The 12,803-nt window shown below is 65.6% G+C and carries 15 protein-coding genes; 14 read left to right on the top strand and 1 reads right to left on the bottom strand.

The features are described 5' to 3' along the window. Positions 1-24 precede the first annotated feature (24 nt). The 14 genes from rpsH to ACSAMQ_RS07760 all read left to right on the top strand — a co-directional run bounded on the left by rpsH (position 25) and on the right by ACSAMQ_RS07760 (position 9,877). Positions 25-423: a 30S ribosomal protein S8 gene (rpsH, locus tag ACSAMQ_RS07825; protein WP_435395118.1), complete on the top strand. Its 399-nt coding sequence runs from the start codon at positions 25-27 to the stop codon at positions 421-423. 14 nt (positions 424-437) lie between these two features. Next, on the top strand, positions 438-965 hold the full coding sequence (rplF, locus tag ACSAMQ_RS07820; RefSeq protein ID WP_031373821.1) for a 50S ribosomal protein L6: 528 nt from the start codon (positions 438-440) through the stop codon (positions 963-965). 65 nt (positions 966-1,030) lie between these two features. Beyond that, positions 1,031-1,384: a 50S ribosomal protein L18 gene (gene rplR, locus ACSAMQ_RS07815; RefSeq protein WP_031373820.1), complete on the top strand. Its 354-nt coding sequence runs from the start codon at positions 1,031-1,033 to the stop codon at positions 1,382-1,384. A 190-nt stretch (positions 1,385-1,574) separates the two neighbouring features. Next, entirely contained in the window at positions 1,575-2,114 is a 540-nt protein-coding gene (gene rpsE / locus ACSAMQ_RS07810) for a 30S ribosomal protein S5 (RefSeq protein WP_435395117.1), read from the top strand. Next, a complete protein-coding gene (gene rpmD, locus ACSAMQ_RS07805; RefSeq protein WP_031373818.1) occupies positions 2,107-2,313 on the top strand; it encodes a 50S ribosomal protein L30 in 207 nt (68 codons plus the stop codon). The genes rpsE and rpmD overlap by 8 nt, the downstream gene beginning before the upstream one ends. 10 nt (positions 2,314-2,323) lie before the next feature. Beyond that, positions 2,324-2,761: a 50S ribosomal protein L15 gene (gene rplO, locus ACSAMQ_RS07800; RefSeq protein WP_031373817.1), complete on the top strand. Its 438-nt coding sequence runs from the start codon at positions 2,324-2,326 to the stop codon at positions 2,759-2,761. 7 nt (positions 2,762-2,768) lie between these two features. Then, the gene (gene secY / locus ACSAMQ_RS07795) at positions 2,769-4,142 is read left to right on the top strand and encodes a preprotein translocase subunit SecY (protein WP_031373816.1); all 1,374 of its coding nucleotides are present in this window, start codon (positions 2,769-2,771) and stop codon (positions 4,140-4,142) included. Positions 4,143-4,374: 232 nt separating this feature from the next. Further along, on the top strand, positions 4,375-4,731 hold the full coding sequence (gene rpsM, locus ACSAMQ_RS07790; protein WP_031373815.1) for a 30S ribosomal protein S13: 357 nt from the start codon (positions 4,375-4,377) through the stop codon (positions 4,729-4,731). 12 nt (positions 4,732-4,743) lie between these two features. Next, positions 4,744-5,136 (top strand): 30S ribosomal protein S11, encoded by a 393-nt coding sequence (rpsK, locus tag ACSAMQ_RS07785; protein WP_031373814.1) that lies wholly within the window; start codon positions 4,744-4,746, stop codon positions 5,134-5,136. A 14-nt stretch (positions 5,137-5,150) separates the two neighbouring features. Beyond that, complete coding sequence (rpsD, locus tag ACSAMQ_RS07780; RefSeq protein WP_031373813.1) at positions 5,151-5,780, top strand: 30S ribosomal protein S4; 630 nt, start codon at positions 5,151-5,153, stop codon at positions 5,778-5,780. Positions 5,781-5,932: 152 nt separating this feature from the next. Then, the gene (locus ACSAMQ_RS07775; protein WP_031373812.1) at positions 5,933-6,931 is read left to right on the top strand and encodes a DNA-directed RNA polymerase subunit alpha; all 999 of its coding nucleotides are present in this window, start codon (positions 5,933-5,935) and stop codon (positions 6,929-6,931) included. Between the two features lie 281 nt (positions 6,932-7,212). Then, entirely contained in the window at positions 7,213-7,587 is a 375-nt protein-coding gene (rplQ, locus tag ACSAMQ_RS07770) for a 50S ribosomal protein L17 (protein WP_031373811.1), read from the top strand. Between the two features lie 322 nt (positions 7,588-7,909). Beyond that, positions 7,910-8,410 carry a disulfide bond formation protein B gene (locus tag ACSAMQ_RS07765; protein WP_435395116.1) on the top strand — a complete coding sequence of 167 codons (501 nt, stop codon included), beginning with the start codon at positions 7,910-7,912 and terminating at the stop codon, positions 8,408-8,410. Positions 8,411-8,488: 78 nt separating this feature from the next. Further along, positions 8,489-9,877, top strand: coding sequence for a class II 3-deoxy-7-phosphoheptulonate synthase (locus ACSAMQ_RS07760; RefSeq protein ID WP_435395115.1), 1,389 nt, complete (start codon positions 8,489-8,491; stop codon positions 9,875-9,877). A gap of 1,356 nt (positions 9,878-11,233) precedes the next feature. On the opposite strand, the gene ACSAMQ_RS07755 is transcribed toward ACSAMQ_RS07760, so the two are convergent. Further along, a partial coding sequence (locus tag ACSAMQ_RS07755) for an amidase (protein WP_435395114.1) occupies positions 11,234-12,803 on the bottom strand: 1,570 nt, incomplete at its 5' end.

Raw genomic sequence — 12,803 nt, 5'->3', positions numbered from 1 at the left:
GTGCTACTCATAAGGTGAATCTCAATGAGCATGACTGATCCCATCGCCGACATGCTGGTCCGCATCAAGAATGCGGCGGCTGTGCGCAAGCCGACGGTGAAAATGCCGTCGTCCAAGGTCAAGGTGGCCATCGCGGCCGTGTTGAAGGACGAGGGTTACATCCTGGATTCCCGCGTGACGGAAGTCGCCCCGGGCAAGTCCGAACTCGAAATTTCGCTGAAGTACTACGAAGGCAAGCCGGTGATCGAGCGCCTCCAGCGCTACTCCCGCTCGGGCCTGCGCCAGTACCGCGGCAAGGAAGAGCTGCCCAAGGTCCTCGGCGGCCTGGGCATCGCCATCATCTCCACCTCGAAAGGCATCATGACCGATGCGCAGGCGCGCCAGCAGGGCGTCGGCGGTGAAGTCCTGTGCTTCGTGGCCTAAGGGAGTAAACGACCATGTCCCGAGTTGCCAAGAAGCCGATCGCCCTGCCGAAGGGTGTTGAGCTGAACGTCCAGTCCGATTCGATCGTCGCCAAGGGCCCGAAGGGCTCGCTGTCGATCGCCAAGCCGGCCGCCATCAACCTGAAGATCGAGAACGGCGAAGCGTTGTTCGCGACCGAAGACGCGGCGCTGATCCCGCTGACCGGCACCCTGCGCGCCATCCTCGCCAACATGGTGAAGGGCGTGTCGGAAGGCTTCGAGCGCAAGCTCGAGCTGGTCGGCGTCGGTTACCGCGCCTCGATGGCCGGTTCCGACCTGAACCTGTCGCTGGGTTTCTCGCACCCGGTCCTGTTCAAGGCCCCGGAAGGCATCACGATCGCCACGCCGACCCAGACCGAGATCCTGGTCTCGGGCGCGGACAAGCAGCGCGTCGGCGAAGTCGCCGCCAAGATTCGCGGTTTCCGTCCGCCGGAGCCCTACAAGGGCAAGGGTGTGAAGTACGCCGGCGAAGTCATCATCCGTAAGGAAGCCAAGAAGGCCTAACGGGTAGGGCGCCGGTCCCGTACCGGCCCCAGAACACCAAGCTTTCAGCTTTCGGAGATCAGAACATGAACAAGAACATCGCTCGTCTGCGTCGCGCCAAGTCGACCCGTTCGCACATCCGCAACCTCGGCGTCGCCCGCCTGACCGTGCTCCGCACCGGCCAGCACCTGTACGCCCAGGTCTTCACCGCCGACGGCTCCAAGGTCCTGGCCACCGCTTCGACCGTCCAGGCCGACGTCAAGGAAGGCCTGAAGAACGGCAAGAACGCCGAAGCCGCCGTCAAGGTCGGCAAGATGATCGCCGAGCGCGCCAAGGCGGCCGGTATCGAGAAGGTCGCTTTCGACCGCTCGGGCTACCGCTACCATGGCCGCATCAAGGCGCTGGCCGATGCCGCGCGTGAAGGCGGTCTGCAGTTCTAAGCATCCGGGCCTTCGCAGGCTTGAAAGCGTGGAGATTCGTCTCCACGCCTGATGCAATCAATCGTTTCAACCCGCCGACGCGGGCTGCGTCGGGCGCGATGACGGGTTCCCGCCATCGCCGCAACACCCGAGCCACTTCACAATCATAAGCGGCGACGCCGCAAATCCCTTCAATAAACGAGACATCGAAATGGCAGACGATAGAGCACCGCGGGGCCGCGACCGTGATCGCAACCGCGAAGAAATCGACGACGGCATGATCGAGAAGCTGATCGCGGTCAACCGCGTCAGCAAGACGGTCAAGGGCGGTCGCCAGTTCACCTTCACCGCTCTGACGGTGGTGGGCGACGGCAACGGCAAGGTCGGCTTCGGCTACGGCAAGGCGCGCGAAGTGCCGGTCGCGATCCAGAAGTCGATGGAATACGCCCGCAAGGCGATGAACAACGTGGACCTCAACGGCGGCACCTTGTGGCACGCGGTCAAGTCGGGCCACGGCGCGGCGCATGTGTACATGCAGCCGGCGTCGGAAGGTACCGGCGTGATCGCCGGCGGCGCGATGCGCGCCGTGCTCGAAGCGGTCGGCGTCAAGAACGTGTTGGCCAAGGCCACCGGTTCGCGTAACCCGATCAACCTGGTTCGCGCCACGCTGAAGGGTCTGACCGGCATGCACTCGCCGGCCAAGATCGCTGCCAAGCGCGGCAAGAAGGTGGAGGATCTGCACCATGGCTAAGGCCGAAAACAAGGCCGTCGAAGGCGGCACCGTCACCGTGCGCCTGGTCAAGGGCATGCGCGGTTGCCAGGCCCGTCACCGCCTGTCGGTGAAGGCGCTCGGCCTGAACAAGCTCAACGACGTGCGCGTGCTGAAAGACAGCCCGCAGGTTCGTGGTCTGATCAACACGGTCCACTACCTGGTTCAGGTCGAGGGCTAAGGAGAACATCATGCGTCTCAATACACTCAAGCCGGCTGACGGCGCCCGCGAAGACCGCAAGCGCGTCGGTCGCGGTATCGGTTCCGGCCTCGGCAAGACCGCCGGCCGCGGCCACAAGGGCTCGTTCGCCCGTTCGGGCAAGGGCAAGATCAAGGCCGGCTTCGAAGGCGGCCAGATGCCCATGCAGCGTCGCCTGCCGAAGATCGGCTTCCGCTCCAAGCTGAAGAACGACACGGCCGAAGTGCTGCTGTACCAGCTGGACAAGCTGGATGCCGGCGACGTCGATTTTGCCGCCCTCAAGGCCGCCAAGCTCGTTCCGAGCTCGGCCAAGCAGGCCAAGATCGTCAAGAAGGGCGAGCTGACCAAGAAGTTCGTACTCAAGGGCGTGCTGGCCACGGCCGGCGCCAAGGCCGCCGTCGAAGCGGCCGGCGGCAAGGTCGAGGAGTAAACGACGCATGGCGCGGAGCGGCAACGCGATGGCTGGCCTCGGTGGCGGGCTCGGTAAGTTCACCGAGCTCCGTCAGCGTTTGCTGTTCGTGATCGGCGCTTTGATCGTCTACCGCATCGGTAGCTACATCCCGGTGCCCGGCGTCAACCCGCAGGCGATGGTCGAGTTCATGTCGACCAAGCAGGGCACGATCGTGGACATGTTCAACATGTTCTCGGGCGGCGCCCTGCATCGCTTCAGCTTGTTCGCACTGAACGTGATGCCGTACATCTCGGCCTCGATCATCGTGCAGCTGCTGGTGCAGATCGTGCCCAGCCTGAAAGCCATCCAGAAGGAAGGCGAATCGGGCCGGCGCAAGATCAACCAGTGGTCGCGCATGGGCGCGATTCCGCTGGCGGTGTTCCAGGCCTGGGGCATCGCCGCCGGCCTGCAGTCGAGCATGGCGCCGAACGGCGTGCCGGTGGTGTACGCGCCGGGCATGGGCTTCATCCTGACCGCCGTGATCGCGTTGACCGCGGGCACGATGTTCCTGATGTGGCTCGGCGAGCAGATCACCGAACGCGGTATCGGCAACGGCGTCTCCCTGATCATCTTCGCCGGCATCGTCGCGGGCCTGCCCGCCGCGGTCCTGCAGATGTTCGAGCAGATCCGCAACGGCGACATGAGCGCCATCGCGGCGATCGCGATCATCGCCCTGGTCGTCGGCTTCACCTATCTGGTGGTGTTCGTCGAGCGCGGCCAGCGTCGGATCACGGTCAATTACGCCCGTCGCCAAGGCGGCCGTAACGCCTACATGAACCAGGCCTCGTTCCTGCCGCTGAAGCTCAACATGTCGGGCGTGATCCCCGCGATCTTCGCCTCGAGCATCGTGATGTTCCCGGCGACGGCAGCGACCTGGTTCGCCCAGAACAACAGCGGCAGCGGTTTCTCCGGCTTCCTGCAGCGCCTCAGCCAGTGGTTGAACCCGGGTGAACCGGTTCACATGATCCTGTATGCTGGCCTGATCATCGGCTTCGCGTTCTTCTACACGGCGCTGGTGTTCAATTCGCAGGAAACCGCCGACAACCTCAAGAAGTCGGGCGCGCTGATCCCGGGCATCCGTCCCGGCAAGGCCACCGCGGACTACGTTGACGGCGTGCTGACTCGCCTTACGGCGGCTGGCGCGATTTACCTGGTGATCGTCTGCCTCCTTCCGGAGGTCATGCGCACCCAACTGGGAACCTCGTTCTACTTCGGCGGCACCTCGTTGCTGATCGTCGTGGTCGTGGTGATGGATTTCATCGCTCAAATCCAGGCTCATCTGATGTCGCATCAGTACGAAAGCCTGTTGAAGAAAGCGAACTTGAAGGGCGGCTCGCGCGGCGGTCTCGCGCGCGGGTGAGTCGGGACCGTTCCGCGCGCCAGAGTAGCGCGCGGGGCTGGGGAGGCAGGTCATCGCCTTGTTCAGCCAGTTCAGATTCGTCGCCGGAGCATGGGCACACTCCCCATGCCGTGGTTCCGTGGCACCTTTGGTGCCGCGGGGCTTCCTATTAACCCGAGACCTAGATATAATTTCCAGTTCACTCCGCCAGGATTAATCCGTCCTGGCCGCCAAATCAGTTGGAGATCGCCTTATGGCGCGTATTGCGGGCGTTAATTTGCCTGCCCAGAAGCATGTCTGGGTTGGCCTGCAAAGCATTTTCGGCATCGGCCGTACCCGTTCGAAGCAAGTCTGCGAGTCCGCAGGCGTCACTTCGACGACCAAAATCCGTGACCTGTCCGAGCCGGAAGTCGAGCGCTTGCGCGCCGAAGTCGGCAAGTTCGTGGTCGAAGGCGACCTGCGTCGCGAGGTCGGTATTGCGATCAAGCGTTTGATGGACCTGGGCTGCTACCGCGGCCTGCGTCACCGCCGCGGCTTGCCGCTGCGTGGTCAGCGCACGCGTACCAATGCACGTACCCGCAAGGGTCCGCGCAAGGCCATCAAGAAGTAAGGGACCCATACCATGGCCAAGCCGGCAGCTGCCAAAACCAAGAAGAAGATCAAGCGAGTCGTCACCGACGGCATCGCCCACGTCCACGCTTCTTTCAACAACACCATCATCACGATCACCGACCGCCAGGGCAACGCGCTCTCGTGGGCGACCTCGGGCGGCGCGGGTTTCCGCGGTTCCCGCAAGTCGACCCCGTTCGCCGCCCAGGTGGCAGCCGAAAAGGCTGGCCGTGCTGCGCTCGACTACGGCGTCAAGTCGCTGGAAGTGCGCATCAAGGGCCCGGGTCCGGGTCGCGAGTCCGCCGTTCGTTCGCTGAACAACGTCGGATACAAGATCATCAACATCATCGACGTGACGCCCATCCCGCACAACGGGTGCCGTCCGCCGAAAAAGCGTCGCGTCTGAGGAGCTGAAGAAAAATGGCTCGTTATATTGGCCCCACCTGTAAGCTCGCTCGTCGCGAAGGCGCCGACCTTGGTCTGAAGTCGTCCGCCCGCGCGCTCGACTCGAAGTGCAAGCTCGAGCAAAAGCCCGGCCAGCATGGCCCCACCGCCCGCAAGGGCAAGCTGTCCGATTACGCCACCCAGCTTCGCGAGAAGCAAAAGGTCAAGCGTATCTACGGTCTGCTGGAGCGTCAGTTCCGCAACTACTACAAGAAGGCCTCGACCAAGAAGGGCAACACCGGCGAGAACCTGCTGCAGTTGCTGGAGACCCGTCTCGACAACGTCGTCTACCGCATGGGCTTCGCCGTGACCCGTCCGGCCGCCCGCCAGCTGGTTTCGCACCGTGGCGTCACGGTCAACGGCAAGTCGGTCAACCTCCCGTCGTACCAGGTCAAGGCCGGCGACGCGATCGCGTTGTCCGAGCGCGCCCAGAAGCAGCTTCGCGTGCAGGAATCCCTGACCGTGTCGTCGCAGATGGACCTGTCGCCGTCGTGGGTCGAGGTCGACAACAAGAAGTTCAGCGGCGTGTTCAAGGCGGTTCCGGATCGTGCGGACCTGCCGGCCGACATCAACGAAGCGCTGATCGTCGAGTTGTACAGCAAGTAATAGTGCAGGGCGCTGCCGGTCCCCCGGGGCCGGCAACACCCGCAACCCAGGTCGATGCGCCAGGCGCATCGGCCGCTCCCTCGAACAGAGGGGGCTCCAAGAGCTAAAGCCTCCCGTCGCCCCCCGACGGAGGTCATTGGAGACACCGAAACATGACGGTTACCGCCAACCAGGTACTGCGCCCGCGCGGTCCGCAGATCGAACGCCTCACTGGCAATCGCGCGAAAGTCGTGATCGAGCCGTTGGAGCGCGGTTACGGCCACACGCTGGGCAACGCGCTGCGTCGCGTGCTGCTGTCGTCGATCCCGGGTTTCGCCATCACCGAGGTCGAAATCGACGGCGTGTTGCATGAGTACACCACGGTCGAAGGTCTGGAAGAGGACGTGCTGGAGGTTCTGCTGAACCTCAAGGACGTCGCGATCCGCATGCACACCGGCGACGCTTCGACGCTGTCGCTGGCCAAGCAGGGTCCCGGCATCGTCACCGCCGGCGACATCAAGACCGACCACAACGTCGAAATCCTCAACACCGACCATGTGATCTGCCACCTGACCAAGGACACGGCACTCAACATGCGTCTGAAGATCGAGCGTGGCTTCGGCTACCAGCCGGCGGCTTCGCGCCGTCGTCCGGACGAAGAAACCCGTGCGATCGGCCGCCTGATGCTCGACGCCAGCTTCTCGCCGGTCCGTCGCGTCGCCTACGCGGTGGAAGCCGCGCGCGTCGAACAGCGCACCGACCTCGACAAGCTCGTGCTCGACATCGAAACCAACGGCACGATCGACGCCGAGGAAGCCGTGCGCACCGCGGCCGATATCCTCACCGATCAGCTGTCGGTGTTCGGCGACTTCACCCACCGCGACCGCGGTGCGCAGAAGCCGGCCACCAGCGGCATCGATCCGATCCTGCTGCGTCCGATCGACGACCTCGAACTGACCGTTCGTTCGGCCAACTGCCTCAAGGCCGAGAGCATCTACTACGTCGGCGATCTGATCCAGAAGACCGAAGTCGAGCTGCTCAAGACCCCGAACCTCGGCAAGAAGTCGCTCACCGAGATCAAGGAAGTGCTGGCTCAGCGCGGCCTGTCCCTCGGCATGAAGCTGGAAAACTGGCCGCCCGCCGGCATCGCCTCGCACGGGATGATGGGCTAAGGCCCAGCCTGGCTCGCGCGGCATTGCCGCGCGGCTTGGGCGAAGGCCCTGCGCGCGGCGCAGGGCCGGGAACGAAAAGAAATCCACGCCGAAGCTCAGCCGAAGCGTGGATTTCTGATTAGAAGCAACACCGCAACACCGCAACACATGCCGACGGACCCAGAAGTCCGCGGCTCTCCGGTCAGGGAAGGCCGGTTCGGACCACCCGCAGTCCAATGCTCCAACGCCTGGATGGCGACAGCGATCTCCAACAGTTACGACATTCATCAGGAATCCCAACCATGCGCCACCAGAAATCCGGCCGTAAGTTCAGCCGCACCAGTGCTCACCGCGACGCCATGTTCACCAACATGGCCGCTTCGCTGATCAAGCACGGTCTCATCCGCACCACCCTGCCGAAGGCGAAGGAGCTGCGTCGCGTCGCCGAGCCGCTCATCACCCTCGCCAAGAAGGACGGCGTCGCCAACCGCCGCCTGGCCTTCTCGCGCCTGCGCGACAAGGAAGCCGTCGGCACCCTGTTCGTCGAACTCGGCCCGCGTTATGCCTCGCGCCCGGGCGGTTACCTGCGCATCCTCAAGTGCGGTTTCCGCGCTGGCGACAATGCGCCGATGGCCTACGTCGAGCTGGTCGATCGTCCGCAAGCCGCGGCCGAGTGATCGCCTGCGCCGGGCGACCGGCGCTGCGATACGACATGCAAGCCAACAGGCAGGCGACCGGCGACGGTCGCGTGCCCAGCGAGCGAAGCCCCGGCCCCGGCCGGGGTTTTTGCTTTTCGGCGACGGTTACTTCGGCAACGGTTACGGCGGTAATGATCGGGGCAGGCGGGCTGCGGAAGAGGGTTTCGGGCGGACGATCGGTTTCTCGGCGCAACTTTCCCCGTCCGGCGCAGTCGATGTTGCTGCGACGAAACGCCACGTTGCGTAGCGACATGCCTATCCGACATTGGCACGACCCGACCCAGACCCGTATGGTGTGAACATGAACCCCTTCAAAGCCTCTTTCCGGACCCAGTACCTGCTCGGCTTCCTGGCCTGCACCGGCCTGCTTGCGTACGCGTTCTACCTGCAGCTGTACCAACACCTCGAACCCTGCCCGCTGTGCATCTTCCAGCGCGTGGCCTTCTTCGCGCTCGGCCTGGTGTTCCTGGCCGGCGCCGTGCATGGCCCGAAGAGTGCCGGCGGGCGCCGCACCTACGGCGTGCTGGCCCTGCTGGCCTCGCTCGGCGGCATCGCCGTCGCCGGCAACCACGTGCGCCTGCAGCACCTGCCGCCGGACCAGGTCCCGGCCTGCGGCCCGGGCCTGGATTACATGCTCGATGCGATGCCGATCGCCGGGGTGATCCGCAAGGTCATGACCGGTTCCGGCGAATGCGCCGCGGTCGATTGGAGCTTCCTCGGCCTGGCCATGCCGGCCTGGAGCCTGATCTGCTTCGTCGTGCTGGCGGTCTGGGCGGCCTATGCCGCGTTCCGCCGTCGTTGATTCAATAGAGTCCTGACTGGACAGAGCCATCCCGCCTCACTCGATCCCCACCGCAGCCCCCAACTGGAAACCAAGGAAATGAGCGCCTCCGATCGCAACCTGCGTGCCGTCAACCTTCCCGCCGACTGGACGCCCACGTCCTGGCGCGAGCGCACCGCATTGCAGTTGCCGAATTATCCGGACGCGGCCGAGCTGGAATCCGCGTTGCAGGAACTGCGTCATCTGCCGCCGCTTGTGACTTCGTGGGAGATCCTCTCGCTCAAGCAGCAGCTCGCCGAGGCGCAGGAAGGCAAGCGCTTCCTGCTGCAGGGCGGCGACTGCGCCGAGAGCTTCGACCAGTGTTCCTCGGACGTGATCTCCAACCGCCTCAAGGTGCTGCTGCAGATGAGCCTGGTGCTCGTCCACGGCATGCGCAAGCCGGTGGTGCGCGTCGGCCGTTTCGCCGGCCAGTACGCCAAGCCGCGTTCGGCCGACACCGAGACCATCGACGGGATCACCCTGCCGAGCTACCGCGGCGACATGGTCAACGCGCCGGCCTTCAACGAGGCCGCGCGCAAGCCCGACCCGCGCCGCATGATCAAGGCGCATGCGCGCTCGGCGATGACGATGAACTTCGTCCGCGCCCTGATCGACGGCGGTTTCGCCGACCTGCATCATCCCGAGTACTGGAACCTGAATTGGGTCGGCCATTCGCCGCTGGCCGACGAGTACCGGCGCATGGTCAACGCCATCGGCGATGCGGTGCGTTTCATGGAAACCTTGTCGGGTTCGGAAGTGCACAACCTCAACCGGGTCGACTTCTACACCTCGCACGAGGCCTTGCTGTTGCCGTACGAAGAGTCCTTGACCCGGCAGGTGCCGCGTCACTGGGGCTTCTTCAACCTCAGCACCCATTACCCGTGGATCGGCATGCGCACCGCCGCGGTCGACGGCGCCCATGCCGAGTATTTCCGCGGTATCCGCAACCCGATCGCGCTCAAGGTCGGCCCGACGGTGACGCCGGACCAGCTGCTGCGCACCATCGACCTGCTCAACCCCGAGGACGAGCCCGGCCGCCTGACCTTCATCCACCGCATGGGCGCGAGCCACATCGCCGAGAAGCTGCCGCCGCTGCTCGACGCGATGCGTCGCGACGGCCGTCGCGTGCTGTGGGTCTGCGACCCGATGCACGGCAACACCGAGAGCACCAGCAACGGCTACAAGACCCGTCGCTTCCGCAACATCCGCGCCGAGATCGAGACTTCGTTCGAACTGCACGCGGCCGCCGGAACCCGCATGGGCGGCGTGCATCTGGAACTGACCGGCGAAGACGTGACCGAGTGCCTCGGCGGCGCACGCGAACTGACCGAGAGCGATCTCGACCGCGCCTACCGCTCCACCGTCGACCCGCGCCTGAACTACGAACAGGCGCTGGAAGTGGCGATGCTGATCGTCCGCAAGCAGGCGCAGATCGCCGCGCCGGCCTGAGGTTTCGTTCTGGCCTCGGCCGATGCGCCCGCAAGACGAAAACCCGCCGCAAGGCGGGTTTTTGTTTGTTGGAGTGCGGGGTGATGGTTAGGGATGCCGGAGGCATGGAGTCGACGGTCGCGGCTTGCGCCGCTCCTACCCAAGAGTAGCGTCGTAGTTGACCGTCCCGCCCGTTGCTATTGCTACTGTCGTTGCCCGTTGCCCGTTGCCCGTTGCCCGTTGCCCGTTGCCGTTGCCGTTGCTTTGCGTCGCGTCGCACTAGCGAAGGCCATAGAAGACCCGGAGGGCGGCGCGCAGGGACGCGCGCCGTTTTTCATCGGGACAGGGATGTCCCGTATGAAAAATCCCGGCGTATGCACCGCTCGTGCGGGCTGGTGATTCAAGAAAAAAGCATTTTTCTTTGGTTACCTTTCTTTTGTTGCTTATGACAAAAGAAAGTAACCCGCCGCTTTAGTGGCGGAAGCTTTGGGTTTGATCTTGATCCTGATTTGGTTCGAGTGAGCGATGCGCCGTAAGACCGTCACAGCGATGTCGCGGCTTGCGTCCCTCCTGCCCCTTGCTAACGCGCGCCGCTTCGACGGATGACGACGGCCTTGTTACTTCTGCGCGTCCCGCGGTCGCGACTCACGTCGCTCCTACAAAGAGACCCAACGGCGAAGCGAGACCGAGGCATGGCGGTCGCGGCTTGCGCGCTCCTACCCCTGGCGAACGCGCGCCGCCTCGACGGATGACGACGGCCTTGTTACTTCTGCGCGTCCCGCGGTCGCGACTCACGTCGCTCCTACGGAGAGACCCAACGGCGAAGCGAGACCGAGGCATGGCGGTCGCGGCTTGCGCCGCTCCTACCCCTGGCGAACGCGCGCCGCCTCGACGGACGACGACGGCCTTGTTACTTCTGCGCGTCCCGCGGTCGCGACTCACGTCGCTCCTACAGAGAGACCCAACGGCGAAGCGAGACCGAGGCATGGCGGTCGCGGCTTGCGCCGCTCCTACCCCTGGCGAACGCGCGCCGCCTCGACGGATGACGACGGCCTTGTTACTTCTGCGCGTCCTGCGGTCGCGACTCACGTCGCTCCTACACGGGCGACCCTGCGAATCCATCCACTGTAGGAGCGGCGTGAGCCGCGACCACACGACGCGCAGTGCCGACAACGCCGACACCATTCGCCGGGACGGCGCTCCGTCGCAGGATAGGAGCGGCGTGAGCCGAGACCGCTACACCGCACGGCGCGACGCCACACCATCGCAGACCCCAACCCCAACCCCAACCCCAACCCCAACCCCAACTCCAACTCCAACTCCAACTCCAACTCCAACTCCAACTCCAACTCCACCCAGCGCAACCGCGTCCCATCCTCAGGGATTCACGGTCGCCCGATACTTCGGCGCGGTGCGCGCCCGGGTCAGTTGCTCGAAGGCATAGCCCAGCGACAGCAGCTTCGCGTCGCTCCAGCGCCGGCCCATGAAGACCAGGCCGACCGGCAGGCCGGAGGCTTCGCCGAGCGGCACGGTCAGGCTCGGGTATCCGGCCACCGCGGCGGCGCCCCAGCTCGCGCCGCCGAAGGGGTCCCCGTTGACGGCGTCGACCATGAAGGCCGGGGTCGTCGCGACCGCGATCAGCGCGTCGAGCTTGTGCCGCTTCATCACCGCGTCGATGCCTTGCGCGCCGGCCAGCTGGCGCGCGCGGGCCGCGGCCTTGCGATAGGCCGGGTCCTTGAGGCTGCCCTTCCGGTTGGCTTGTTCGAGCAGTTCCTGTTCGAAGTAGGGCATCTCGGTCGCGGCGTTGGCGCGGTTGAAGGCGATCAGCTCGGTCAGGGTCCTGGCCGGTGCGTCGTGCTCGCGCAGGTAGCGCTCGACGCCGTCCTTGAACTCGTACAGCAGCACTTCGAACTCGGCCGCGTCCCACTGCCCGGCGGTCGGGATCCGCACCTCGACGATGGTGGCGCCGGCATCGCGCATGCCCATGAAGCTGCGCTCGAGCACCGCGTCGATCGCCGCAGGCGTCTTGACCCCGGATTCGCGGATGAAGCCGAGGCGGGCGCCGCGCAAGGACTCGGCATCGAGCGCGGCGACGTAGTCGTCGATGCGTTTGCCGGCGGCGGCCTGCGCGGCGCTGTCGCCGCCGGCCTCGGCCGCGGCGAGCACGTTCAGCAGTTGCGCGGCGTCGGCGACGCTGCGCGCCATCGGGCCGGCGCTGTCCTGGCTGTGCGAGATCGGGATGATCCCGGCGCGACTGACCAGGCCGACGCTGGGCTTGAAGCCGACCAGGCCGTTCATCGCCGCCGGGCACAGGATGCTGCCGTCGGTCTCGGTGCCGACGCCGATCGTGGCCAGGCTGGCGGCGATCGCCGCGCCGGTGCCGCTGCTGGAACCGCAAGCGGTGCGGTCGAGCGCGTAGGGGTTGCGGGTCAGCCCGCCGCGGCCGCTCCAGCCGGAGATCGAGCGCGACGAGCGGAAGTTGGCCCACTCGCTGAGGTTGGTCTTGCCGAGGATCACCGCGCCGGCCTGGCGCAGTGCGCCGACCAGCGGCGCGTCCTGCGCCGGGCGATGCGCGGCCAAGGCCAGCGAGCCGGCCGAGTTGACCATCGGAGTGGCGTCGATGTTGTCCTTGATCAGCACCGCGATGCCGTGCAGCGGGCCGCGCAGCCGGCCGGCCTTGCGCTCTTCGTCGAGCGCGCGCGCCTCGGCCAGCGCATCCGGATTGAGTTCGATCACCGCGTTGAGCCGAGGCCCGTCGTCGTCGAGTGCGGCGATGCGGTCGAGGTAGGCCTGGGTCAGTCGGACGCTGTTGAAGTCGCCGGCGGCCATGCGCGCAGCCAGGGTCGCACTGTCGGCTTCGGTGATTCGCAGTGGGTCGGCCGGCAGGAAACCGCGCGGCATGGCGCTCGGCGCGGCCGGGCGGGTCGGGCGCGGCGCGCCGTTGCCC

Origin of the sequence: Lysobacter sp. 1R34A (genome assembly GCF_051217035.1) — a bacterium.
Lineage (GTDB): Bacteria > Pseudomonadota > Gammaproteobacteria > Xanthomonadales > Xanthomonadaceae > Lysobacter.
This window is presented reverse-complemented; position numbering and strand designations above follow the sequence as displayed.